This window comes from Paenibacillus doosanensis (assembly GCF_025060755.1).
GTDB classification, from domain to species: domain Bacteria; phylum Bacillota; class Bacilli; order Paenibacillales; family NBRC-103111; genus Paenibacillus_S; species Paenibacillus_S doosanensis.
Genome location: NZ_JANYUY010000003.1, coordinates 232,273 through 254,983, shown reverse-complemented (window position 1 = coordinate 254,983; position 22,711 = coordinate 232,273). Strand labels below are relative to the sequence as shown.

At 50.9% G+C, this 22,711-nt stretch carries 28 protein-coding genes and 1 pseudogene; 9 read left to right on the top strand and 20 right to left on the bottom strand.

Annotated elements, in window-relative coordinates; genetic code table 11:
• Positions 1-104 precede the first annotated feature (104 nt).
• The 7 genes from fabG to N0M98_RS04995 all read right to left on the bottom strand — a co-directional run bounded on the left by fabG (position 105) and on the right by N0M98_RS04995 (position 5,821).
• Entirely contained in the window at positions 105-845 is a 741-nt protein-coding gene (fabG, locus tag N0M98_RS05025) for a 3-oxoacyl-[acyl-carrier-protein] reductase (protein WP_249862766.1), read from the bottom strand.
• A gap of 40 nt (positions 846-885) precedes the next feature.
• On the bottom strand, positions 886-1,812 hold the full coding sequence (gene fabD / locus N0M98_RS05020) for an ACP S-malonyltransferase (RefSeq protein WP_249862765.1): 927 nt from the start codon (positions 1,810-1,812) through the stop codon (positions 886-888).
• A gap of 114 nt (positions 1,813-1,926) precedes the next feature.
• Positions 1,927-2,913 carry a beta-ketoacyl-ACP synthase III gene (locus N0M98_RS05015; protein ID WP_249862764.1) on the bottom strand — a complete coding sequence of 329 codons (987 nt, stop codon included), beginning with the start codon at positions 2,911-2,913 and terminating at the stop codon, positions 1,927-1,929.
• Positions 2,914-2,915: 2 nt separating this feature from the next.
• Positions 2,916-3,914: a phosphate acyltransferase PlsX gene (gene plsX / locus N0M98_RS05010; protein ID WP_249862763.1), complete on the bottom strand. Its 999-nt coding sequence runs from the start codon at positions 3,912-3,914 to the stop codon at positions 2,916-2,918.
• A complete protein-coding gene (gene fapR / locus N0M98_RS05005) occupies positions 3,898-4,506 on the bottom strand; it encodes a transcription factor FapR (protein WP_249862762.1) in 609 nt (202 codons plus the stop codon). The genes plsX and fapR overlap by 17 nt, the downstream gene beginning before the upstream one ends.
• Positions 4,507-5,098: 592 nt before the next feature.
• A complete protein-coding gene (rpmF, locus tag N0M98_RS05000; RefSeq protein WP_171651660.1) occupies positions 5,099-5,272 on the bottom strand; it encodes a 50S ribosomal protein L32 in 174 nt (57 codons plus the stop codon).
• A 36-nt stretch (positions 5,273-5,308) separates the two neighbouring features.
• Positions 5,309-5,821 (bottom strand): YceD family protein, encoded by a 513-nt coding sequence (locus N0M98_RS04995; protein ID WP_249862761.1) that lies wholly within the window; start codon positions 5,819-5,821, stop codon positions 5,309-5,311.
• A 122-nt stretch (positions 5,822-5,943) separates the two neighbouring features.
• Between N0M98_RS04995 and N0M98_RS04990 the strand changes: the two genes are divergently transcribed.
• Positions 5,944-7,185, top strand: a complete 1,242-nt coding sequence (locus N0M98_RS04990; protein ID WP_259617105.1) for a nucleotidyltransferase — start codon at positions 5,944-5,946, stop codon at positions 7,183-7,185.
• Here the strand turns inward: N0M98_RS04990 and N0M98_RS04985 are convergent.
• Positions 7,175-8,281: a YlbL family protein gene (locus tag N0M98_RS04985; protein ID WP_249862759.1), complete on the bottom strand. Its 1,107-nt coding sequence runs from the start codon at positions 8,279-8,281 to the stop codon at positions 7,175-7,177. The genes N0M98_RS04990 and N0M98_RS04985 overlap by 11 nt on opposite strands.
• 135 nt (positions 8,282-8,416) lie before the next feature.
• On the opposite strand from N0M98_RS04985, the gene N0M98_RS04980 reads away from it, so the two are divergent.
• A complete protein-coding gene (locus N0M98_RS04980; protein ID WP_259617104.1) occupies positions 8,417-9,703 on the top strand; it encodes a nucleoside recognition domain-containing protein in 1,287 nt (428 codons plus the stop codon).
• Here N0M98_RS04980 and coaD read toward each other — a convergent pair.
• Together coaD and rsmD are read right to left on the bottom strand one after the other, a co-directional pair.
• Positions 9,700-10,203 carry a pantetheine-phosphate adenylyltransferase gene (gene coaD, locus N0M98_RS04975; RefSeq protein WP_249862757.1) on the bottom strand — a complete coding sequence of 168 codons (504 nt, stop codon included), beginning with the start codon at positions 10,201-10,203 and terminating at the stop codon, positions 9,700-9,702. The two genes, N0M98_RS04980 and coaD, sit on opposite strands and share 4 nt — an antisense overlap.
• A 30-nt stretch (positions 10,204-10,233) precedes the next feature.
• Complete coding sequence (rsmD, locus tag N0M98_RS04970) at positions 10,234-10,794, bottom strand: 16S rRNA (guanine(966)-N(2))-methyltransferase RsmD (RefSeq protein WP_249862756.1); 561 nt, start codon at positions 10,792-10,794, stop codon at positions 10,234-10,236.
• 592 nt (positions 10,795-11,386) lie between these two features.
• On the opposite strand from rsmD, the pseudogene N0M98_RS04965 reads away from it, so the two are divergent.
• From N0M98_RS04965 to N0M98_RS04955, 3 genes and pseudogenes are all read left to right on the top strand, one after another.
• Positions 11,387-11,994 (top strand): annotated as a pseudogene (locus N0M98_RS04965) (IS1595 family transposase); the annotation flags it as partial.
• 39 nt (positions 11,995-12,033) lie between these two features.
• Entirely contained in the window at positions 12,034-12,948 is a 915-nt protein-coding gene (locus tag N0M98_RS04960; protein WP_259617103.1) for a phosphotransferase, read from the top strand.
• Positions 12,949-12,977: 29 nt separating this feature from the next.
• Entirely contained in the window at positions 12,978-13,181 is a 204-nt protein-coding gene (locus tag N0M98_RS04955; RefSeq protein ID WP_259617102.1) for a hypothetical protein, read from the top strand.
• Between the two features lie 32 nt (positions 13,182-13,213).
• On the opposite strand, the gene N0M98_RS04950 is transcribed toward N0M98_RS04955, so the two are convergent.
• Positions 13,214-13,633, bottom strand: coding sequence for an ester cyclase (locus N0M98_RS04950; protein ID WP_259617101.1), 420 nt, complete (start codon positions 13,631-13,633; stop codon positions 13,214-13,216).
• A 296-nt stretch (positions 13,634-13,929) separates the two neighbouring features.
• On the opposite strand from N0M98_RS04950, the gene N0M98_RS04945 reads away from it, so the two are divergent.
• Together N0M98_RS04945 and N0M98_RS04940 are read left to right on the top strand one after the other, a co-directional pair.
• Positions 13,930-14,271 carry a hypothetical protein gene (locus N0M98_RS04945; RefSeq protein WP_259617100.1) on the top strand — a complete coding sequence of 114 codons (342 nt, stop codon included), beginning with the start codon at positions 13,930-13,932 and terminating at the stop codon, positions 14,269-14,271.
• Positions 14,272-14,700: 429 nt separating this feature from the next.
• A complete protein-coding gene (locus N0M98_RS04940; protein WP_249862749.1) occupies positions 14,701-15,372 on the top strand; it encodes an SOS response-associated peptidase family protein in 672 nt (223 codons plus the stop codon).
• Positions 15,373-15,492: 120 nt separating this feature from the next.
• Here N0M98_RS04940 and N0M98_RS04935 read toward each other — a convergent pair whose 3' ends face one another.
• The 7 genes from N0M98_RS04935 to N0M98_RS04905 form a co-directional block, all read right to left on the bottom strand.
• Positions 15,493-16,371 (bottom strand): RNA polymerase sigma-70 factor, encoded by an 879-nt coding sequence (locus tag N0M98_RS04935; protein WP_259617099.1) that lies wholly within the window; start codon positions 16,369-16,371, stop codon positions 15,493-15,495.
• A 27-nt stretch (positions 16,372-16,398) separates the two neighbouring features.
• Positions 16,399-16,833 carry a DUF350 domain-containing protein gene (locus tag N0M98_RS04930; RefSeq protein WP_249862747.1) on the bottom strand — a complete coding sequence of 145 codons (435 nt, stop codon included), beginning with the start codon at positions 16,831-16,833 and terminating at the stop codon, positions 16,399-16,401.
• 17 nt (positions 16,834-16,850) lie between these two features.
• A complete protein-coding gene (locus tag N0M98_RS04925; protein ID WP_259617098.1) occupies positions 16,851-18,131 on the bottom strand; it encodes a glutathionylspermidine synthase family protein in 1,281 nt (426 codons plus the stop codon).
• Between the two features lie 9 nt (positions 18,132-18,140).
• The gene (locus N0M98_RS04920; RefSeq protein WP_259617097.1) at positions 18,141-18,425 is read right to left on the bottom strand and encodes a hypothetical protein; all 285 of its coding nucleotides are present in this window, start codon (positions 18,423-18,425) and stop codon (positions 18,141-18,143) included.
• A 77-nt stretch (positions 18,426-18,502) separates the two neighbouring features.
• Positions 18,503-18,958, bottom strand: a complete 456-nt coding sequence (locus tag N0M98_RS04915; RefSeq protein ID WP_259617096.1) for a hypothetical protein — start codon at positions 18,956-18,958, stop codon at positions 18,503-18,505.
• Positions 18,959-19,296: 338 nt separating this feature from the next.
• Positions 19,297-19,953 (bottom strand): hypothetical protein, encoded by a 657-nt coding sequence (locus N0M98_RS04910; protein WP_259617095.1) that lies wholly within the window; start codon positions 19,951-19,953, stop codon positions 19,297-19,299.
• Between the two features lie 86 nt (positions 19,954-20,039).
• On the bottom strand, positions 20,040-20,570 hold the full coding sequence (locus N0M98_RS04905) for a hypothetical protein (protein WP_249862741.1): 531 nt from the start codon (positions 20,568-20,570) through the stop codon (positions 20,040-20,042).
• Positions 20,571-20,764: 194 nt separating this feature from the next.
• On the opposite strand from N0M98_RS04905, the gene N0M98_RS04900 reads away from it, so the two are divergent.
• Entirely contained in the window at positions 20,765-21,028 is a 264-nt protein-coding gene (locus tag N0M98_RS04900; protein WP_249862740.1) for a YolD-like family protein, read from the top strand.
• Here N0M98_RS04900 and N0M98_RS04895 read toward each other — a convergent pair whose 3' ends face one another.
• The gene (locus N0M98_RS04895; RefSeq protein WP_249862739.1) at positions 21,029-21,742 is read right to left on the bottom strand and encodes a DedA family protein; all 714 of its coding nucleotides are present in this window, start codon (positions 21,740-21,742) and stop codon (positions 21,029-21,031) included. It abuts the gene before it with no gap.
• 115 nt (positions 21,743-21,857) lie between these two features.
• Between N0M98_RS04895 and N0M98_RS04890 the strand changes: the two genes are divergently transcribed.
• The gene (locus N0M98_RS04890) at positions 21,858-22,361 is read left to right on the top strand and encodes a Crp/Fnr family transcriptional regulator (RefSeq protein ID WP_249862738.1); all 504 of its coding nucleotides are present in this window, start codon (positions 21,858-21,860) and stop codon (positions 22,359-22,361) included.
• Between the two features lie 42 nt (positions 22,362-22,403).
• Here N0M98_RS04890 and N0M98_RS04885 read toward each other — a convergent pair whose 3' ends face one another.
• Positions 22,404-22,658: a DUF2164 domain-containing protein gene (locus tag N0M98_RS04885; RefSeq protein WP_259617094.1), complete on the bottom strand. Its 255-nt coding sequence runs from the start codon at positions 22,656-22,658 to the stop codon at positions 22,404-22,406.
• Between the last annotated feature and the right edge of the window lie 53 nt (positions 22,659-22,711).

The following is a 22,711-nucleotide window of genomic DNA, read 5'->3' as shown; positions in this document are numbered from 1 at the left end:
TATTATACTTAACTTATGGACAAATTGCCAGAGCAAGCGCATCCTTCGCGAAAAAAAACAATTTTGCGAATTTTTGCGCGTCTTGCCCGGAAACAATGTTACCCTTACATGTACATGCCGCCGTCCACATGAATCGTTTGACCGGTCATGTAGGACGCGTCATCCGAGGCGAGAAACCGCACCGCTTTGGCGATATCGTCCGGCTGCCCGAGGCGAGCCAAAGGAATTTGCTGCAGCAGAGACGACCGCATGTCTTCCGACAGCTTGTCGGTCATATCCGTCTCGATAAAGCCCGGTGCCACCGCGTTCACGGTAATGCCGCGGGAAGCGAGCTCCTTGGCCGTCGCTTTGGTCATGCCGATCACTCCGGCTTTGGCCGCGACATAGTTGGCTTGTCCCGGATTGCCCAGCGCGCCTACGACGGAGGAGATATTAATGATCCGGCCATAGCGCTGCTTCATCATCGGACGCGTCGCAGCTTTCACGCAGTTGAACACGCCCTTCAAGTTCGTGGCGATAACCTGATCGAATTCCTCTTCCTTCATTCGCATAATCAAATTATCTCTCGTGATGCCCGCATTATTCACCAAAATGTCCAGCTTGCCGAAATGCTCCAGCACCTGCTTAAACATATCGTCGACTTCCTGAGAGGAACTCACGTCGGCTTTTATTTTGAACGCCTTGCGTCCCATAGCTTCGATCCGGCTCACCACGTCGGCCGCCGCAGCTTCGCTGCCGGCATAGTTGACCGCCACGTCGGCTCCCGCCTCGGCCAAAACAAGCGCAATAGCGCGCCCGATGCCCCGGGATGCTCCCGTCACAAGGGCTGTTCTTCCTGTCAACATCGAATTCCCTCCCTAGCATATATGATTCGTTTGAAGCGGTTTACAGCGCGAACTGCTCAAGAGCTTCTTTGCTGTTGATGGAGTATACTTTTACCGAGCGGTCGATTTTTTTAATAAGACCCGCCAGCACCGTACCGGAGCCGATTTCAACGAAAACATCGACGCCTTGCGCGATCAGCCAAGCCACGCTGTCCTCCCAAAGGACGGAAGAATGAACCTGGTCGACGAGCAGCTGACGTATTTCGTCCGGCTGCTGTACGGGACGCGCGGTAACGTTAGCGACGACAGGAACAGCCGCATTTTCCATCGGAATGCCCGCCAGAACGTCTGCGAGACGCTCTGAAGCCGATTTCATCAAGGAAGAATGGAAAGGACCGCTCACCTCGAGCGGGATGACCCGCTTGGCTCCGATTTCTTTGCCTCGTTCCACGATCGCTTGCACGCCTTCTTTGCTGCCCGAGATAACGATTTGTCCCGGACAGTTCATATTGGCCAGCTCCACTACGCCGACTTCCCGGGATACGTCCTCGCACAATTGCCGAAGCGCTTCGCGCTCTCCGCCGAGCACCGCAGCCATCGCACCTTGCCCGCTCGGCACCGCCTGCTCCATAAATTCTCCGCGAGCGCGAACCGTGCGCACCGCGTCTTCAAAGCTCAGCACGCCCGCCGCGACCAGCGCGCTGTATTCTCCAAGGCTATGTCCCGCTACATAATCGGGCCGGATTCCTTTGTTCTTGAACAATTCAAGGAACGCTACGCTGGCGGTTAACAACGCCGGCTGCGTATGATATGTAATCTTTAGCTCCGTATCCGGTCCCTCGAAGATGATGGATGACAACGCATAGCCCAAAGCTGCGTCCGCGCGGTCAAAAATGCTTTTCGCCGCGGGATCGGATTCATAGATGTCCTTTCCCATGCCAACGGCTTGCGCGCCTTGGCCGGGAAATACGAATGCCACTTTTCCCATATTCGACAACTCCTCCCGCGAAGCTCTCCCGTCATGCCGAAGCGGAATATCCGGGAGAACTTGCGCCGTATCTTTTATGCCAGACGTAAGCTTGCATTTATAAAACGTCGATGCTTACCAGACGATGACAGATGCGCCCCAAGTCAGGCCGCCGCCGAAACCGACCAGCACGATGTGATCGCCCTCGTTCACTCTGCCCTGTTCTACCGCTTCCGCCAGCGCGATCGGAATCGAGGCTGCGGAGACATTGCCGTATTTATCCAGATTGATCATACATTTGTCTTCGCTTAGCTCCAAACGATTCAACGCCGATTGGATGATGCGTATGTTAGCCTGGTGCGGCACCAGCAGATCGATATCCTTCTTCTCGATGCCGGCTTTGCGCAGAGCTTCCTCCGCCGCGCTGCCCATAATGCGCACGGCGAATTTGAACACCTCGCTGCCCGCCATATAGATGAAATGCTGCTTGCCTTCGATGCTCTCCGGAGAAACAGGACACCGCGATCCGCCGCCGCGGATGCGCAGCAGCTCGCCGCCGCCCCCGTCGGCCCCTAACTCGAACGACCGGAAGCCGCGGCCTTCCGGCACTTGGCCAAGCACGACCGCACCGGCCCCGTCGCCGAACAAAATGCAAGTATTGCGGTCCGTATAATCCGTAATTTTCGATAAGCATTCCGCGCCTACGACAAGCGCATGTTTATAAGTACCGACTGCAATGAAATTGGAAGCATTGGCTAAACCGTAGATAAAACCTGAGCAAGCGGCGGACAAGTCGAAAGCGGCCGCTTTCTTCGCTCCCAGCTTTTCCTGCAAAATGCAGGCGGTAGATGGAAACGCCATATCGGGCGTAATCGTCGCTACAATGATCAAATCGAGCTGCTCGGGGCTGATTCCCGCCGCATCAAGCGCCTTGAGCGACGCTTCATAGGCAAGATCGGAGGACGCCTGCTCCGCGCTGACCAGACGGCGTTCACGAATGCCGGTTCGGGTGACGATCCATTCGTCGTTGGTCTCGACCATTTTTTCCAAATCGCGATTGGTCAATACCCGGTCGGGTACGTATTTTCCAGTTCCGATAATGCCTACCGGTAGTAAACTCATAGTCACATCTCGCTCCCGTTACTAAATTCCGTAGATATACTGCGCACCAGTTCATTTTTCACTGCGATACGGGCTTGACGAACGGCATTTTTGATGGCGACGGCGTTGGATGATCCGTGGCTTTTAAGGATAAGCCCGTCCACGCCCAGAAGCGGAGCCGCCCCGTGCTCGCTGTAATCGAAGGAACGGCGGAATTTCATTAATCCCGGCTTCAGAATCACGGCGGCCAGCTTGGTCATGAAGCTTCTCGTCAGCTCCGTCTTCAACGCGGAGAAAATGGTGGAAGCCGCCCCTTCCAACGCTTTGAGCATAATATTGCCGGCGAAGCCGTCGCAAACCATCACGTCGCACGGCCCGTTAAGCACGTCCCTGGATTCCACGTTTCCGATAAAATGAACCGGCGCCTGCTCTAGCATTGGATAGGCCGCTTTGGTCAGCTCGTTTCCCTTCATCGTTTCGGTTCCTACATTGAGCAGCCCGACTTTCGGCTGATGAACCCCATGCACTTTATTGCGGTAAATGCTGCCCATAATCGCGTATTGAACCAGCTCTTCGGGACTGGAATCCATGTTCGCCCCCAGATCGAGAGCCAGCATTCCGGTGCCGTTCAATGTAGGAATCATCGGCGCCAACGCAGGCCGGGTAATTCCTTTGATACGCCCGATCACCAGCACGCCCATCGTCATCAGCGCTCCGGTGTTGCCAGCCGTTATCATGGCATCGGCTTCCCTGTCTTTCACCATGCGCCCCGCCACCACCATCGAGGCATCCTTTTTCCTTCTAACCGCCTTCACCGGCTCGTCGTCCGACTCAATCACTTCGCTCGCATGCCGAACGATCACGTTGGCCGGCTTGTCTTTCCCTAGCAGCGCATCGATTTTGGCGGAATCCCCTACCAGCACAATCGTAGTGTCTTCCCACTCGCGCGCCGCTTCGACCGCTCCTGTTACCACGACATCGGGGGCATGGTCTCCACCCATTGCATCAATCGCTATCCGCATCAGGCTCTCCTCCCTCCGAACGATCTCTAGTTGAATGATATATGATGAAATTTCCTTGGAAAACGACTTCTTCTCCAATGTAAGTAAAAACCTCTACCTTGGCCTTGCCTTTAGATATGGAACGGACGTAGGCCTTGGCTACGCATTTCTCGCCAAGCTTGACCGGACGCACGAATCGGATGTCCGCCGCCGCGGTTAAGGCGATTTGATCGTTGATCAAAGCAACGGCCAAAGAGTTGGCTTGCGAGAAAATATGGTGTCCGCGAGCAATCTTCGTTCTGGAGAAAACATGCTCCTCGCGAATTTCAAACATGGAGATACCGCTCTTGTCGAGCTGCAGGTCGATCACGTCGCCGATGACTTCATGCAGCGGCAGCGAGCGCACCTGATCGTACGATTGCTCCGCCATCAGCTTGATTCTCTCCCGCAGTTCGGGTATGCCGAGCTCCAGCCGATCCAGCCTGATCGTTTGTATGCTGACCTGAAACAAGCGCATCAATTCGTCGTCGGTTATAAAAGGGTTGTCTTCAATCGCTTTGGCCAACTGCTGCTGACGCTGACGTTTAGGAAGGCGTTCGATATCGAGCACCACCTTTACTTAGTATGTATCCTGTGATCATTTATATATTTATGAGATAACCCTCTACCGAGGTTTTCCGAAGAGGAGCGACCGCGTTTAGAGAGTGATTTACTCGCCGATCAGAATGCTGTTTAACGCCGCTTTATCGCTGCAAAGAACGGTTAACATTCCAATGTGGTCAATAGGGACGGACGCTCCTCCGCCATCTCTTTTTTTCATTCCGCGCTCAGTTCGCCCAGCCGTTAAAGGCCTTGGGGCTTGTATATAAAGTTTTCGCCAGAAAACCAATACGGCTGTGCTGTCGTCCCGTCCGAGGCTCAAGTATTCCGTCACTCGCGTTAAGACGAAGCCGCTCTTCCGAGGTGGATGTTACTATATCTTATGACCAAGTAATAAGAGATAGTATAATGGATTGAGCATGAAAAGGGAAGTAAAAAAATCCCCCAATTTTGCCGCGGGTTCCGCTTTTAAGAGCGCTTCCCTTATCCATTGCGAACATCCGCCAGCCTCCCTGCCCAAGACAGGGGGATGACCGTAAAGAGCTAATACCGCAAAAAAATAGCACTTCACCGTCTGATGAAGTACTATCGTTTTGTGGCATAAACTATTGCTTGATGATCTCTCTTTTTTTGTAAGAACCACACACTTTGCAAACGCGGTGAGCCAATTTCAATTCACCACAACTGTCGCACTTTACCATGCCTGGTACTACTAATTTAAAGTGAGTCCGGCGCTTGTCGCGGCGCGTTTTGGATGTTCTCCTTTGAGGTACTGCCATATTCCCACCTCCTTCAACGAATTCAACCTGCCAACCTTATTGCTTAAAAAAATCCGCCAGTCCGGCAAGCCTCGGATCGGTCGTATCCTGCTTGCAGCCGCACTCATGCATATTGCGATTGCTTCCGCAAACAGGGCATAACCCTTTGCACTCTTCCTCGCACAGCGGCGCGTACGGTAAAGCTACCAGTACATTTTCAATTACGTAGGGCATGAGCTCTATCTTCTCATCCGTGACGAAATGAATGTCTTCATCTTCGTCTTCCGGTTCCGATTCATCTGCAGCAAGAGCAAACGTTTCATGAAAAGGAATGTCCAGCCTTTGCTTCACCGGCTCCAGACAACGGGAACAAGGCTGCTCCACGTCAATCTCCAAGCTTCCGGTCACCTCGGCAGCGTTCTCGCCTGTATGGCGGGCTGACAGATGCGCCTCGACCTGGCCGAAACCGAGCAAATCGGTGCGATGCTTCAAAACATCGGACAAATCGATGGTCTCATCGATAGCGACCGAGTTTGTTGTCTTCGCCAATTCTTTTAAACGAATGAACATGAATATCACCCCAAACAAACAAAGATTATTATAGCGATAATCCTTCCATTTTGTCAACATTTTCAGTTCATGCTATAGTGAATCATAATGAAAACATTGCCAAAACCGCAAAAGGAGCTGCCATGAAAACCGTCGGGCTTATCGTTGAATACAACCCTTTGCATAACGGACACCTTTATCATTTCCAACAATCCAAAAAGGTATCGGGCGCGGACGCCGTCGTAGCCGTCATGAGCGGCCATTTCCTGCAGCGCGGCGAGCCGGCCATGACCGGCAAATGGGCGCGCGCCGAAATGGCGCTGCGCATGGGCGTAGACCTCGTGCTGGAGCTGCCTGTCGCCTTTTCCGCGCAGCCGGCGGAATGGTTCGCTTTCGGCGCCGTGTCCGCGCTGGAGGCGACAGGCGCCGTAGACAGCCTGTGCTTCGGCAGCGAGAGCGGCGACATCGGCTGGCTGCATGCCGCCACGGAAGCCCTGCACTCGGAGACGCCCGAGTTCCGCGAGCTGCTGCAGCGGGAACTCAAAGCGGGCCTTCCCTATCCGGCCGCCTACGGGCAAGCCGTAGCCCGCTTTATGCCCGGAACGGAAGCTTCTGAGCTGGCCAGGCCCAACAACACCTTAGGGCTTCATTATCTTATCGCCCTCAAGCGGCTGCGCAGCCGGATAGAGCCGCTGACGATCACCCGGCAGAAAGCCGGCTACAACCAGCTTGACATCACCGACCGGCGCATTGCCAGCGCTACCGCGCTTAGGCATATGCTGTTTGAACGTCAAGCGCTGGAGGATATCGTGCCTTACGTGCCGGAAGGCACGATGGAGGTGCTGCGCCGGGAATGGGCGGCCGGCAGGGCTCCGATCGGCTGGGAGCGCTATGATCGGCCCTTGCTGCTTCAGCTGCTGAACCGCAGCGCTGCCCAGCTCGCCTCCCTTCACGAGGTCAGCGAAGGGCTGGAGCACCGGATCAAACAGGCGCTGCCCTCCCTCTCCCCGGACTCCGGCCGGCTGGTCGAGCAGCTCCTCGGCCTGCTGAAGACAAAGCGCTACACGCGCACCAAGCTTCAGCGGATGCTGCTGCGCATTCTGCTTAACCATACGAAAGAAGATCTCTCGCCCGCCGCGCTTCGGGAAGGCGTGCCGTATCTGCGAGTGCTCGGTTTCAGCGCCCGCGGCAAACAGCTGCTTCGGATCATGAAACGAACGGCGAAGGTTCCGGTCGTCACCAAAGTGGCCGCCGTGTCCGAACCCTCGCCGTTCCTGCAGATGGATATTCAGGCTACGTCCATTTACGCGCTGGGTTATCATGCCGCGTCGGAACGCGATCTGTTCCGCGATTATTACGAGCCGCCGGTTCAGATCAGCCCTTAGCGGCGTTCTCCTTGTCCGGCAGTCCGCTCAAATATTGCAGCGCGTCGTCGAGCGTTCCGACGGGGACGATCTTCATCTTCGTATGAATATCTTCTCCCCGTTGGACGGCGTCGGTATAATTATTTATCCTCTGCCCGCTTGAAGCAACGTAGTCTTTCGGAGCGAAAAAGATGTCCGCCCCCGCTTTGTCGGCGGCGATAACCTTATGCTGAATGCCTCCGATCACCCCGACGACGCCCTTCTCGTCGATCGTTCCCGTACCGGCTATTTTATAGCCCTTCGTAATATCCTCCGGCGTCAGCTTATTGATAATTTCCAGCGTGAACATAAGCCCCGCCGACGGCCCGCCGATATCCCCGGCTTTAATCTTCACCTGCTTCGTTTCGTCTTCGGCTTTTACGCTCTGCATATTGGCCGGGACGACGCCGAGGCCGACGCGGCGTTCGGCAGACTTATCCTGAGACGATCCTTCGTCAGCCGGCAGCACCGCCAGCTGGATCGAGTCCGTCTTCGTTACTTTTTTCCTCTTGTAGGTGATCGCTGCGGAATCTCCGGCTTGTTTGCTTTTCAGCAGCTTTTGCAAATCCTCGGTCTTTTCAACCGGAGTGTCGTCCACCTTGACGATAAAGTCGCCCGGCTGCAGCACTTTGAACGCCGGAAATTCTTTGAATACCTGCATAATGACGACGCCGTCATTGCTGATCTTGTAAGGAATGTTCAGCTTGTGATATGCGGCCTGGATCGCGCTGGATTGCGATGAGAGCATATTCACTTCCTGCCGCTGCGTATATTCCTGCTCGGTTTCATCCTTTTGCAGCAGCTCCGTTTTCCTGTGCAGCTCCTCATACGGCCTCACGAACGACAGCAGATAGCTAAATACCGTCGCATCGCTTACCCTGACGGTCGTTAACATAAAGGAACCCCGCTCCTCATAGTTCTGCTTGGCATGCACCATCGGCTGAAGGATTTCAGCCGTGCCGGCGGAGAAAATGAACAAGGGCAGCGGTAAAAAATACACCGCGTACACCAAAGCGATAGCGATAAAAACGGAAACGACGATGCGCGACGCCCGTTGGATATGTCTTCTGTCTTCCATCCTTTTCTCCCCTCAAAGCCGTATGCTTATCCCTATTGCGCAAGCCGCCCCGATTATGGTTGCCGCTGCTTGGTCTAAACGATACGGACAAAGCGTAAACATGTACCATCATCCTGGAATCGGAGTTGATAGCTGATGGCCGGCTTAAAAATGTTATCCTCCCAGCGCATGACAACCTTGACGCTCGGTTGCTTGGCTCTGTTATTGGTCGTATGTATTATTTTATTTCCCGATCGCGCTTTTCAATCGTCCCTGCAAGGATTAACCATCTGGTGGAAGCTGGTTTTCCCTGCTCTGCTGCCCTTCTTCATTGTGACGGAAATCGTGCGGGGAATGGGTATTCTCCATGCGTTGGGAGCTCTGTTCGACCCGTTGCTGCGCCTTCTGTTCCGTCTGCCCGGCATCGGCGGATGGGCCATCGCGGTCGGTTGCACATCCGGTACGCCCTCCGGTGCCGTAGCCGTAGGAACGTTAAGGCGGGATCGGCTTGTAAGCCGGGACGAGGCGGAGCGTCTGCTCGCCTTGAGCCATGTGATGAGCCCGGTTTTCCTGATCACCGTCGTCGGCGTCGGTTTTCTGCACAATGCTCAAAGCGGACTGGCGCTGGCTCTTCTCCATTACGGTTCGGCGCTGCTTGTCGGCGTATGGCAGCGCATTTCGCATTCCCGTCATCCGCTTGCCGCGGATATCGCCGAGAAGCGGGCGGAGCTTCAGCGAGCTTCAACCGCAACCAATCTGTTTTCCAGAAGCGCCTACGCGTTCCACGTCGCCAAAGCAAAGGACGGGCGCACGTTCGGCAAGCTGCTGGGCGATTCCGTCACCCATTCGGTACAGCAGCTGATGGCTGTGGGCGGGCTTATGATGATGTTCTCCGTCCTCGTTCATGCGCTGTCGATGTCGGAAGTGTTATCTTTTATCGGACTTGCCTTCTCTGCAGCAGGATTCGGTACCCCCCAGGAAGTAAATTCGGTCATCGCCGCGCTGCTTCCCGGATTGTTCGAGCCCCATTTGGGCGCATACGCAGTAGGCCAGGCGGAAGTGTTTCCCGGTTCATGGCCTTATGCGCTGCTCAGCGCCTTGCTCGCCTGGGGAGGGTTATCCACCCACGCGCAGATGAAAAGCTTTACGTTGGGAACAGACATCCGATATACCGCTTTCCTGAAGTCGAGGCTTCTGCATGCGGCATTTTCTTTTATTGCGACCGCCGCTTTTTGGAGGCCGCTGAACGGTCTCTTGTCGTCAGGCATTCCCGTATGGCTGCCCGGCTCGGCCCCTGCGCCCCTGAGCGTACAAGAATGGAACTTGTGGCCTCTCCTGACGCCTGCGTTCTTCTGGTTTAGCGGCATTCTGCTGCTGATGCTGCTCTTGTCCGTCTTCGCCGCCTTTGCTCTGCGCCATAACCGGCGCGGCTCCAGTCTTTAGCGAGGCGCGTATTTCAGCAAAAGCGCCTTCTCGACCTGTTCGGGAACGAGACCCGTAACCGGCCCGTGGAAGCGGGCGATCTCTTTGACGATACTTGAGCTCAAATACGAATATTGCGGTGTCGAGGTCATGAAAAACGTCTCAAAATGCTCATCCAGCTTCCGGTTCATCGAAGCCATCTGCAATTCGTATTCAAAATCGGATACCGCTCTCAAACCGCGCACGATCAAGTGCGCGTTTTTTTGTTTCATATAGTTGATCAGAAGATCGCGAAAGCTGTCAATTTCCACATTCGGCAAATCGCTCGTTACTTTTCTAAGCAGCTCGGTGCGTTCCTCCAACGTAAACAGCGGATTTTTGCTCGTATTATTCAAAACGGCCACAACCAGCTTGTCAAATACTTTAGCCGACCGGTGAATGATATCCAAATGGCCGTTCGTCACAGGGTCGAAGCTGCCCGGATATACGGCGATCTTCATTCCGAAATGTTCAATACTCATAAATTCAGTCAACTCCTCCGACAAATGCCGCTACTCTTGCGCTTTGTTTTTATAAATCGTTATGGCCGTGTCTCCGTATTCGGCTCTGCGAACCCATTCCAAACGGCCGATCGGCTCCTCGTAAGCATCCTCGGCATCATGTTCCATAACGATGGTCGCATAGGAATTCAGCATATCGGCCTCATCCAATTGCTCCACCAGCTCCCGAACCAGTTTGAGCCGGTATGGCGGGTCCAAAAACACCAGATCAAATTTGACTCCCCGCTTCGTTAATGCCTTGACGGCTCTCTGCGCGTCGTTTCGGTATATCTCGGCCTGGTCCGTGAATCCGGTCGCCTGCAAATTTTGCCGGATCGTGTCGATCGACTTCTTGTCGATGTCTGTCAACACCGCTCTCTCCATTCCGCGGCTCAGCGCTTCAATACTTAATCCGCCGGTGCCTGCGAACAGATCCAGCACATGACCTCCTTCGAAATAAGGGCCGATCATGCTAAAAATAGCCTCCTTCACCTTATCGGTGGTAGGCCGCGTGCCCATGCCAGGTACAGCCTTCAATGGCCTTCCCTTGGCACTCCCTGATATGACTCTCATTGATTTCCACCTTCTACCGGATAGTAATGCTATCGTACCACAAACGTAAACTTTTGCACAAAAAAATATCAGTGCCTATGTATAGATCGCCCGAAATGTGTCTATCCTTATATCATCGACATCCGAAAATGTCGTAGACAACCGCGGAGAAGGCTTACGTTCCCCATAAGCTCTTCGTCCGGTTTCTCCTCTCCCATGAATGGGCCCCGTCGCAAGACGGGGCCTGATTTATTTTAGGAACCCTTATAAATGTACCGTGGATTTTATTAACAAAAAGCCCCGATATTTCCTCTGGGCTTCATTCCCCTTTAAAGATTTTATTGCATGAAAGAAAATTCACATATCTTTCATAATAATTTCATACATGGTATATTTTTACTAAATCGAGCAAAGTATACAACCGAACAACCTTCGATCTATTTTCTTTTATTAAGGCTATGTTAAATTTTGATAATTACGAACAAAAGTTCTATAATAAGGGCAATATAACCGTTCGGAGATTAAGGAACTGAAAAAGCTTGCTGATACGTTGGGCGATAATGGAAAGCGAGAACTTATCTACTTTTTGCAGTCCCGAACCAAGGGAGTGGCACTTTCCGCTCTGAAGCTGCTTCCAACAGAAGCATTTCAAGATATTGTTGAAATGGACGAGACCTACTTTCTTTACTCTGAAAAGGGCAAGCGGAATATTGCCGAACGCAAGCCTCGTAAACGTGGCGGCAAAGCGAAATATCGTGGTATAAGCCACGATCAAGTGTGCGTGCTGGTTGCCCGTGACCGTCCGAAAATGACTTACTCTGGCGTACTTGGGCGTGGACGTATTCGGACTACAAAAATTCGACGAAGCGATTGGTGGTCATCTATCTGACTCAAACGTGTATGCACTGATTCATGGAGGGCATTTAGCTCCTATGCGAATTCAAAAGGCATGACTCATTACCGATTCAAGTCCGACGGAAAACAACGTGCCGCTTGAAGAAATGGATGGATCGCTTCAATGGTGTTGCAACGAAATATTTACAGCACTATTTGGCTTGGTTTCGATACTTAGACAGCAAGGAGTATGAGAATACCGCATCGAATAAGAAAAATATGTTGGTCAAATCGTGCCTGTTTACTGTGACCGACACGAACACCAAACTTCGCCTTCTGCTTATTCTTGTTAAACGGGCAGTTATGCGTAACTTCCACGGAATGTAAACATCTAAATAACGTAAGGAACGAGGAGGCAGACAATTCATGGGAGGAACGAAGGTATGGGATGCGGAGTGGGAGGTTAACGAAGAGCAGGCGCGGACGCTGATCGGCAGACAATTCCCTCAGCTGTCATCGAAGCAAGTGAAGCGATTGGGCTGGGGCTGGGACAATACGGTTTTTCTTATCGGTGACGAGTACGTGTTCCGGTTTCCAAGAAGAACGATTGCAGTTGGCTCGATTCGTATGGAAGGGAAGCTGCTGCCGAAGCTGGAGGCATATATGACCATCCCTTATCCGAAACCGTTGTTTTATGGCGAAGCAAGTGACGAATACCCGGCACCATTTCTTGGCTATGCCTACGTGCCAGGAGATTTCCCAATCGGTGTGACGGAAGAACGCCGGGCTTTATCGGCAGAGACGCTGGCGAAATTTTTGCGGAGATTGCATGAGTTTCCGGTGCAGGCGGCGCTGAAGTGCGGAGTTCAGCAAGATCATCGAAACTTGACGGACATCGCATCGCGTAAAATGAAATTGGAGGGCTTTCTATCGAAGGTGGTTGAACACTTGTCGCCGGAGGAGTCCGGTGTGATCGAAGCGTATATTAGCAGGCTGCAAAAGGACCGTGTCGAGGCGGTGAATGCACTGCTACATGGCGATCTCCATTTTAAAAATATGCTTGTGAATGAGAACGGGATCGTTTCCGGCATCATTGATTGGGGCGATCTGAGCGTAGGCCATCCGGCTTGCGATTTGAGCGTTGCTTATAGCTTTTTACCACCTTACGCTCGCGGCGTGTTTTTCGAAACGTACGGAGGAGCGGATGAGGAAACGAAGCTGCTGGCGCGGCTGATCGCGGTATACATCCCCATACTGATCTTAATGCAAGCGGTCGATGACGGGAATGAAGCGATTGCGGCAGAGGCGAAATCTAACATCATGCGGGCACTGTCGGATTAGGCTCATTATTTCGTTGCGGCTATGGGGCTATGGCTATCGGCACCATTTTGTCGTTTAAAGGCCGCGATAAGGTAGATCCGCCTTCTTTGATGCCGCTTTATGTTGAGGGACACGATAGCAATAAACCGCCTTTTCAACGAATGCGGTTTTCTTATGGTCAAATATCAACATTAGAATTTAACATAGGCTTTATTATTAAAGAAAACCGCCTTGCTGAAAAGGCGGTTCATTGAGCTATCGTACCCTTAGTTCAATGATTCAACTGTTATTCCTTGTTGCGTTCCAATTGAATACGAATTCCTTCGCGGTCAATTTGTATCCAATATTCTACGATTTTCTCATTTTCTACACGATAGACTGCACTTGCGATCTCTACGACGGGTTTGTTAGTCGGTGTATATCCGTCTACTTCCCCAATGTGGATTCCAGATTGTTTCCAACGCACATAAACCCGATCATCTTGCACTAAAAATTCTTGTATAGTTAGACTGAAGGTACCGTAAATTTCTATCATTTCGCGAACATGATCCGCGTAATTGGCCGGTGACCTTTCAACGGTCACTTCATTTTCCGAAGTAATCTGATGTGCCAAAACTCGTTCCGCCATTAACTGGTGTGCAGCATCCGGTTCTTGACCAGAACGAACCTTCTCAAAAAATCGTCGCACTACTTCTTCTACTGACATAGTGAATTCTCCTTGTTTAAAAAATAATATCTTATCATTGTAACACAGTCAATTAGTCAGGCGTTACCCGCACATAACTGCACATATGGCAGAGTTCCCCTCAATTTAGTCCAAGAAGTTCTTCGATAATTCATATAGTTGGTAATGTTACTAATACCGCCAAACAAATCGTATTTACTAACGTTCCACAAGGTACACCAGAAAAGCCTGTTTACCTGGTAATTGTGAACAATAAATCGAACAAGTATGCCTACGGAAACGGTTATACTTCAATATTAAGAAAGGACTTGATCACTATGACAACCAGAACAATTACTTGGGGGATTGCTGTTTTGACTATTAGTGCTATTGCTTTGACTAGTGTAATTTCAAGTAATGCCGCCCAAGAAAGCTTAGCTGAGAAATATAAAAATTATAAAAATGACGTTACTTTTGAGCCTGTTCCTGAAGCGATACTGGAAGACCATAAACATCCTGATTTTATTGTAACTAAGGACGGCCAATATGCCAAAATTTTGCATATGGAAAAAAACTTCAGTCAAGATGAAATAGCTTATGATGAGCATAACACAACGGATAAAACCAAAGTAATTGTTGTCCATGGTGACACTTATATTAAAGAGGAAGCGAACAAGTAAAAATGTCGAGTTTTAATCGTCGTATCCGAAACAGGTATCTACTAGTCGCAATTATACATCGATTTGTTACTTTTCCTTAACCATGAATGGGCCCCGTCGCAAGACGGGCCTGTTTTATTTTATCCATCTTTTTCCACGAAAATATTTGCATTTCCGGCTTTCGAGACTTTAATTGATTGTTTTTTGCCTATAAAAAATCCCTGCTTCGTCGATGGCAGCCGACAGCAGGGAAAAACGTGATATATGTTGAATGTGGGATCAACGATTATTATTTTAACTATGGTTCATTAAATTGCAATGAAGATAACCTTAAAATTAGATGAAAACAGCTTGAATTTTTTTGCCCGCACATGATTTTACCATCTGCTGCAAATACTGGGGAGAAGTAACTTCAGTCAATGGCCAATAAAAGCAGAGGAGCTCTCGATTATGTGCGACCGATTTACTTTACATGCCGAATTATCCGATTTGCAAGATCGATATGGTTTGTCCAAAGCGCTGTTTTACTATGCGAACCAGCGCAGCTTGCAGCCGCAGCAACCGATTGCCGCTGTTGTCGTACAGCACGGCGAACGCATTCTCGATGAATACCGCTGGGGACTCATGCCCTTCTGGGCACAGGATTCGATTGTTGCGGACAGCGCCTCCGTATTCGGCAAGCGGGCCTTCGACCATCTGCTCAAGAGACAGCGCTGCATCATTCCCGGCAGCAGCTTCGACAAGGTATACCGTCCGAATGCCAAGGAGGAGCAGGTTTCGCGTTTCATAATCCCGGGAGGCCAAACGTTTGCGATGGCCGGCGTGTACGATGTCTGGAGCGGCTCCTTCGGAGAGCAGCTGCGCACCTGCGCCATTCTTACGAGAAAGGTTAGGAACTTCAGTACCGGACTGGAGGATACCGTTCCGTTAATCTTAAACGAAGAGCAGGTCGATACATGGCTCGATCCCGGGCTGTTCAATAAACAGTTGCTGCGGGAGTGGCTTCATTCTACGGCGAACCCGCCGTTATGCGAGCTGCCGACCGCTCTTTGGGACCGGGCCGGCAGTTGGGACGAGACGGATTTGGATATTGTCGCGGTCCCGTATATCGCCGAACGATAGCGCAATCTTGAATCTGCGTCTCCAAGAAGCGCCTGCGCAAGATTGGATTCAGGGCCGCCACCGCTTACGCGGGGCGGCTCTTCGCTTTTCAGCATGGGCGTACTCCCTCTCCCCGCTTCTTCAGTTCAGCCGTATATGCGCCAATTTATCGGGATTGCTAATCAAATAGACATGCTCTATATCCTTCGTCTTCCCATGAAAAGCTTTGAAGCATACGGCGATTCTGGGCTTATTTTGCTCAATCAGCACCAGGCCGTGATCTCCATTAATGATGGCTTGACGCAGTTCTCCGGACAAGCTGCCCTTGGAATAAATTCCTTCCAAAAATGCTTGAATCCGCTCTTTACCATAGATCGGAAATATGGCGGCCCGCACTTTGCCCCCGCCGTCGCTGATCAACGTCGCCTGTTCGATCAGCATATGGACGAAAGGACGAAAATTTCCCGTTCGCGATCCTGCCAGGAAGGCTTTGGCGAATTCGCCGTTTTCGTTGCCTTTGGGTGCGGCAGAAACGGCCTCGGGATTCATTTTTTGCTTGGCGCGGCTCAAAATTTTGCGGCAATTCGCCTCTGATTTGCCGAGAATATCCGCCATTTGGGCGTAATCGTAATCCAGCACCTCCCGCAGCAGAAACACCGCCCGCTCCGCCGGGGTTAATTGCTGCAGCATCACAAGCAGCGCATAGGACACGTTCTCGTCGCGAACCAGCTGCTCTTCCGGGCTATCGCCGCCTGTCAAGTCGGCCTGCGGCTCGGGCAGCCACGGACCGACGTAAACTTCTCTCTGCCTGCGGGCCGATTTCAATAGGTTCAGACAACGGTTCGTCACCATTTTGACCAAATACGCTTTCAGATGACGCACATCCTCCGTCTGCGTTTGCTGCAAAGCGACAAAAGCGTCCTGCACCACATCCTCGGCGTCCGTGAGCGAGCCCAGCATCCGGTAAGCGACGGAAATCAGCAGCCTTTTATGTTCCGTATACAGCGCGTCCAAATCCATGACGATGTGCCGCCCCTCCATCTCGGGTTAGTAACTGATCAGCGAAGCCATCAGCAAGCCCGACGCCAAACTCAGGCAGAAGGAGAACAAGCCGACGGACACGTTGCCTTTCGGAATTTCCGCTACGACCTTGAAAGGCGTAAGCAGCTCGAATATGTAAAAAATAACGATTTGAAACGCGATACCGAGTAACCCCCATATAATCAGGTCTACCAAGCCTAGCGAATGATAGACCGCCGAAGCGAGCACCGCCGCCTGTCCGATGATTTTTCCGCCCAAATCGTAAGCCGCGGCACGGGCCGCCTGCACCTTGACCGGATCGGACAGTTCCCCTCCCTCGCGAATCAGCTTGAATTCGTTATAGGGCGTAGTCAACGTAAATAGAACGATCCCAAGCCCGACAAGAGGCACGGTCACAACCAAATAAATCAAAAAATTAACGATGGACTGCAACTCCAACATGATGCGTTTCCCCCTTATTATATAAAGCCAACCGGCAAATAGTAGGAGCCATTGTTCGTAATATGCCCTCCCACCCGGGCGACAACCGCCGAAGCGCGGCCTCCGATCAGAAAACAGCCCCATAACAGCCTGCCGCTTCCAGCACCTTTCAGCGTTTCGAAGCGAACTTGCGGAAGCTCCGTATACCGCTGATAAACCATCGGCTGATCGCAATATTCTTCCTCTTCGCTGCGCTCGATCGTTTGGCCTTCCGCACCAAAGATCGTCACCCCGCTGCCTTCGCGTCCATAGATCGGCTTGACGACATAAGGCGTGCCTGTTCCGGCAAACCGGTTTTCCAAATAGGTAGGCAGCATATATGCTTCGATCCATGCATGCTCCTCCGGCGTGTAAAACTGCTGCGCTTCGTGCAAATTCCAGATTAGCGCCTGCAGCGCCTTCGTCTGGGCGGCGAAGCCGGAAGGCGGATTGATCACCGCCAGCTTTCGCTCCGCGATGAGCCTCAGCGTATGCTCTCCCGTGGGATAGCCGTCCTCGTCGCGGTCTTCGGCCAACTTCTCCAGCGCATGCAATCGATATAGCACATCCACCGGAGCCAGAACGTCATCCTCGAGCCGTACCCAGAGCCGATCGTCCTTTACGCGTAAATCCGCTAGAGGTGCGAAATCCGAAGCCAGTCCTGATGTTCGCAGCAAATAACGGGTCGTTCCCGCATCCTCGATATGCCAATCCAGAGCGCTAAAATAAATATGCCTTGTCTCATAGCCTGCATCTTGGTAAGCCGCAATCGCGGCGCGAAACGATTCGGCGAGCCTGTGCGTACAGCCCGCATTCGGGTTTTCCGCTCCGTAGACGCTGCATACGGCGCCGTTGACATGGAACGCTTCCACGATCCCGGTCGGCGTATCGCTGTTGAACTCCAGCATCTTAATCCGGTCTTCGTCCGCCGCGAAATCGAAGCGCCCAATAACAGTAGGTGCCGGCATAAGCGGCCCGAAACTCAGTCGAACGGCGGCGACGGCGGCTTCAGGCACCCCGAGCTCCTCAAGAAGAACCGTATCGGCCTGTTGAACGATGGCCACCGTTTTGGCAAAAATACCGCCAAGACGCTCTGCGGCCTCCTGCATTCGCCGGTGCAGCCCGCGGTCGATCCGGTGAATGCAGGCGAGCGCATATTCTTCGTCGTACATACAATCCCAAGTAAAAATTCCTTCTGCGCGCAACTGGTCGTAAATCGCCTCTCGTCGTTTGGGATACGCATACGCGGTTAAGGTTTTACCATCGTCATTTCTCATCATCCCGTCCTCCTATCCGGAACTGGAACCGCTGCTGCCGATGCCCCCATGCGAGGAGGAACCGTCCGAAATGGAGGACGAGCCTTCCGAAGTTCCGGATTTGCCGGAGCCTCCTCCGCCGAAGAAGGCTCTCGATGTAGAGCCTCCGCCTCCGCTGCCGTTATCGCAGTACCCGTCCCCGTTTCGATCGACGCAATTGGAATTTGCCGTATTCGAGCAGCCGGTTGCCGCTGCAAGCGCCGCGCCCAAAAACAGGACGAGCATTTTGCGGGTGTTCCCTTGCTTTTGGTGTTCCAAGATGATTTGCCCTCCTAAGAGTTATTCATAGCAGTAAAAAGCTTCGCTTTTTCCATGAATAACTTGCTTCGTAAGCCTTACGCCGACGGCTCGGCGTAAAAGACGAACGTCTCTCTGTCTTCGTCGATCTCCGTGGAAGTCCGGTTCCATTCTCTTCCGTCGGCATACAAATAGTTCGCAGATAGATGCAGCATCGCCTCCAGGCTGTCCGCGAAGCTGAACGTATACACCAGACGATAATCGGTCGTAAACTCGCGATATTCCCTCAGCTCCAGCTTGATCCCTTCCGGTAAAGCTCCATCCGGTTTTCCCCAAAACGGCACGATTTTTTCATCCTCGGCTTGCTTGACGTAAATGACATAACAGCCATCCTCCACCGCGTTGGAGGTTTTCTCGTATACAGAGCCTTCCTTGACCAAATAGTCGCAGGCAAACCGCAAAGCGATCTCGTCTCTCTCGATACGATCGTAATAATACAGCAGAGGAAACTCGCTGCTGCCCTCTTCATATAAACGATATTCCAGTCGTGCCAACGTCCGTTCTCCTTCCATTCGGTTCTATGTAGTAAATAACTGTAAAGTAATACGCGCCGCGTGTCAAAAGGTTTATAGTTCTATCCGCTCATTTTTCGGACTGCCTCAGGGCGGTTATAGATGCTGTTCACCGGTAATTTCAATAGCAGCGAGAGGCTCAGGCTATACCGCTTTCAAAGGCGGACGCTTCCGCTTTTCCAGATTACTTCTAGATTCAATGTCCTAAGTCTACGACGAATCCATCAAACATAAGCTCTCACAATGTCTCTTGTGCCCTAAGTGAAACGGGGGGACTCTATGAAGGCCGGCTGCCATCATCTAATCCTTTTTGGTTTTTATTAAAACAACAAATCTAACCCAATAATGGAATTGGTTGGTTCATCGACCACAAGTATAATATCCTTGCATCTTGAAACGAAGTATCTCAAACTAATATTTTCTTTTAATCGCTCCGATAACATCCAATTTGTGGGAGTAAGACAAATGTAACCATCGTTTTGAGCATAGGACGACTCCAGCCAGTTCCATGCCGCATCAAATTGTTCAACATTTACGGGTGGTATATATTCTTTTTTGAGTTTCATGTATATTGTTTTATTCATAAAACCTCTTGGACGTAAACCTAAATTTCCATATAATTCAGAAACCACTGGGTTTAGTTCGTTTCTTCTATGAAGCCCTATTATATTCAATCTAGAACTATCCTTTAAATTACTTAACATTAACGTATGAGGTATCTCGCCGCTATAAACAACTTTTATTTTATTAAAATGAACAGCAATTTCTTCTAAGAACCGATTATATGACAGGGAAGATGGTGTTGGTATTTGGGTTACTAAATCAGGTTCACTTAGAGCAACCGGCGCCAAAAAAAACTGAGCTAAGGGGGTTACATTAGCATTGTCCCCCTCGTAATTGATTAGACGAATACTATCGTAGCTGGAAGAACTATTACTTAAATACGTAGGGCTTTGAATAATTTCTAACCAATTCACTGAACAACACTCCCGTTCATTCCATTTTCTTACTAAGAAAAAAGAAAAATAACTGCTTTTCAACAGTTACTTTTCTTATACCATACTTAGGTTTCAGGAACATATACTACAGCCGATTTTATTGTGACTAATGTGTATGTACCTTCCCTTCCATAGAGTTTCCCGCCAATTGTTGCTCTGTAGTTCCCGGCAGTAGGTTGATACTCTGTTCCTACATCTCCAAAACTAGTTTTTGCAGGGTTTAGCGGATACTTAAAGGTATCCGAACCAGCAGGTATGATTAAACCATCTGCATCCACTTTTTCATAATTCATTACCAAATCAATGTAGTTAATTGTATCACCAACCATGGAAACATTCCATTTACAATCTTGATACCACTCCACTGCTCGGCAAGATATAGTCCCTACCGCAAATGCTTGTGTAGATACTTCAGCATCATCTTTATAAATAGCTATAACGCCATCGACAGGTTCATTCATCTCTACTACTTTCGTTTGTAAAACCTGACTAGTATCAGTACTACCTACTAATTGACTAGATTCCGCAAATGCTGAGAATTGAATACAAAAAACAAAGATAATTACCAATAACAGTGATCGAAAAAAATTAGGCATAAATTAGCACTCTCCTATTAAGTTAATTTCAAATATAATATACTATTAAAAACTTTTTTTGTAAATATATAATAAAATTACCATTATTTATTAGTTACACTAAAAATAGTTGAATAGCAATTAGTACTTGCTGACCGCCGGCAAAAACATTTTGTGGGAATCGTCTCGCATGATGCTTCCGGCATAAGGAACGTTTGATCGAGCATAGAAAAGCTCTCTATGCAGCGGAACGGCCTCGGCCGGATGAGGACAAGCTGGAGCGGTTGTCGCAGACGATCTTGCAAGCATGGAGGAGCAGGAGGCCGGTGCGGATCATCTGCCTTGAGCACGGCCGCGAAACGCCCCGAACCGGGATTATCCGCGACATCGATACGGTTCAAGGGCGGATTCGTATTCAATCGGAGGGACATATCCGCATGCTTCGCCTGGAGGAAGTGCTGGATGCGGAGCCGGGATGATCAGTTTTCATTCGTTCGCCCGCCTTTACGGCTGCGCCACCGACTCAGCAACCAGACGATGACCAGCAGACCTGCTGCCGCAATAACCGTAAGCACGGAATACCGGTGAATTTCAAAAATAACTCGTTTCCAATGCTCCCCGATCAGAACGCCTATCGTAATGAAGGTGACGGCCCAAATAACGGCGCCCGGGAGCGCGAACAAAGCGAACGTACCGTACGGCCATCTGCTGACACCCGCGAACAAAGCTGTAAGATGCCGCAAGCCGGGAACGAAATAGCCGATAGTCACGGCAAATTTGCCGAATCTGCGGAACCATTGCTCCGAACGCTGCAGCCTGCCGGGCGTTATATGCACATATTTGCCGTACTTGATCAGCAGAGGATATCCCATCCAATAACCGGCCCAGTAGCTGATAGACATCCCTGTGAAGCTGCCCGCAACTGAAACGAGCGCCGTCGGGATATAGTGAAGCTCCCCCTTGTAAATCGAGTAACCGGCATACGTCATGACAACCTCGTCCGGTATGGGCACGCCTACGATACCGAGCATCAGCACGCCGAATAATCCGAAATAACCGTAATGAACCAATAAATACATCAGCTTCGCTTCCATATGGCCTGCTCCTTCCTTACGCCTCCAAAAAATAAGCGATATGATACCGGTCATTTTCATGCCGCAAATAAACCATAAAGTCATTGTTGCCTTAGACATGACAAAAAATCCCCTTCCTGCCCGATCGTCCGGACGGAATGGGAGCTATAAGGGCGCGGCTGCAATAGACGGACGGCCCGGTCCGTGTTATCATACCACTGAGGTGAAGGATGACATGATTTTACATAAAGGCGAAACTTTATTCAGGCAAGGCGAGACTGGCCCGCTGTACCATGTGCGGAGCGGATTGCTCAAAATCGTGCGGATTCATGAAGACGGAAGTCCGTTTCTCTTCAATATCGTCGTCCCGGGCGAAACGATCCCCCATCATTCTTTGATCAGTCCGAAAGAATATCACGGAACGGCCATCGCGCTGGTAACAAGCGAAATCACCGTGATCCCAGCTAGAGAATGGTACGGAGAGCTGGAGCGCAATCCGGGTAAATGCCAGCAAATCGCTATGCTGCTGCAAAGCAAACTGAGAATGATGCAGCAGCGCATCGATCAATTGACCCTTATAACCCCTTCGGAGAAGCTGAACAAACTTGAGGAATGGTTCGCCGAACATGCTTCGCCGTTATCTTTAAAGGAAGTATTAACTCAAGAGGAGATCGGGCAGCTGATCGGCTTAAGAAGGGAAACGGTCAACCGCCTGCTGCGAAGCAGCCGCAAGTCCTAAATTGAAAAAGAGCCTGTTCCCGATAAAACGCCTTTCCTAACCTTACCGTTTTGACGGAGGCGTTTTTTCCAAAGCACACATTTCCTCTTCCATGGCAGCGAACCTTTCCATCGCGAACTGACGGCAATCGTGGACCGCTTGGTTATAAATATGCGGACCGGCCTGCCGGATGAAAAAATCGAGCAGCTGCTCGGCAGCCAAATTCCCTATCGGCTCGCTGAACTCCTCGTCAAAATATTGCTGCAATTCCGTCACTAAGCGATCTTTTTGTTCTTTGGGCAGCTTGACACTCATCATATACGTTCGTCATCCTCCGTTATAGTTTAGATCCGAGTGCAAAAAGCCGTCCC

Bases quoted from the DNA above. Each gene is read 5' to 3' on its own strand.
- fabG (WP_249862766.1), bottom strand. From the start codon at position 845: ATGTTGACAGGAAGAACAGCCCTTGTGACGGGAGCATCCCGGGGCATC.
- fabD (WP_249862765.1), bottom strand. From the start codon at position 1,812: ATGGGAAAAGTGGCATTCGTATTTCCCGGCCAAGGCGCGCAAGCCGTT.
- N0M98_RS05015 (WP_249862764.1), bottom strand. From the start codon at position 2,913: ATGAGTTTACTACCGGTAGGCATTATCGGAACTGGAAAATACGTACCC.
- plsX (WP_249862763.1), bottom strand. From the start codon at position 3,914: ATGCGGATAGCGATTGATGCAATGGGTGGAGACCATGCCCCCGATGTC.
- rpmF (WP_171651660.1), bottom strand. From the start codon at position 5,272: ATGGCAGTACCTCAAAGGAGAACATCCAAAACGCGCCGCGACAAGCGC.
- N0M98_RS04995 (WP_249862761.1), bottom strand. From the start codon at position 5,821: ATGTTCATTCGTTTAAAAGAATTGGCGAAGACAACAAACTCGGTCGCT.
- N0M98_RS04990 (WP_259617105.1), top strand. From the start codon at position 5,944: ATGAAAACCGTCGGGCTTATCGTTGAATACAACCCTTTGCATAACGGA.
- N0M98_RS04985 (WP_249862759.1), bottom strand. From the start codon at position 8,281: ATGGAAGACAGAAGACATATCCAACGGGCGTCGCGCATCGTCGTTTCC.
- N0M98_RS04980 (WP_259617104.1), top strand. From the start codon at position 8,417: ATGGCCGGCTTAAAAATGTTATCCTCCCAGCGCATGACAACCTTGACG.
- coaD (WP_249862757.1), bottom strand. From the start codon at position 10,203: ATGAGTATTGAACATTTCGGAATGAAGATCGCCGTATATCCGGGCAGC.
- rsmD (WP_249862756.1), bottom strand. From the start codon at position 10,794: ATGAGAGTCATATCAGGGAGTGCCAAGGGAAGGCCATTGAAGGCTGTA.
- N0M98_RS04960 (WP_259617103.1), top strand. From the start codon at position 12,034: ATGGGAGGAACGAAGGTATGGGATGCGGAGTGGGAGGTTAACGAAGAG.
- N0M98_RS04955 (WP_259617102.1), top strand. From the start codon at position 12,978: ATGGCTATCGGCACCATTTTGTCGTTTAAAGGCCGCGATAAGGTAGAT.
- N0M98_RS04950 (WP_259617101.1), bottom strand. From the start codon at position 13,633: ATGTCAGTAGAAGAAGTAGTGCGACGATTTTTTGAGAAGGTTCGTTCT.
- N0M98_RS04945 (WP_259617100.1), top strand. From the start codon at position 13,930: ATGACAACCAGAACAATTACTTGGGGGATTGCTGTTTTGACTATTAGT.
- N0M98_RS04940 (WP_249862749.1), top strand. From the start codon at position 14,701: ATGTGCGACCGATTTACTTTACATGCCGAATTATCCGATTTGCAAGAT.
- N0M98_RS04935 (WP_259617099.1), bottom strand. From the start codon at position 16,371: ATGGATTTGGACGCGCTGTATACGGAACATAAAAGGCTGCTGATTTCC.
- N0M98_RS04930 (WP_249862747.1), bottom strand. From the start codon at position 16,833: ATGTTGGAGTTGCAGTCCATCGTTAATTTTTTGATTTATTTGGTTGTG.
- N0M98_RS04925 (WP_259617098.1), bottom strand. From the start codon at position 18,131: ATGATGAGAAATGACGATGGTAAAACCTTAACCGCGTATGCGTATCCC.
- N0M98_RS04905 (WP_249862741.1), bottom strand. From the start codon at position 20,570: ATGCCTAATTTTTTTCGATCACTGTTATTGGTAATTATCTTTGTTTTT.
- N0M98_RS04895 (WP_249862739.1), bottom strand. From the start codon at position 21,742: ATGTCTAAGGCAACAATGACTTTATGGTTTATTTGCGGCATGAAAATG.
- N0M98_RS04890 (WP_249862738.1), top strand. From the start codon at position 21,858: ATGATTTTACATAAAGGCGAAACTTTATTCAGGCAAGGCGAGACTGGC.
- N0M98_RS04885 (WP_259617094.1), bottom strand. From the start codon at position 22,658: ATGATGAGTGTCAAGCTGCCCAAAGAACAAAAAGATCGCTTAGTGACG.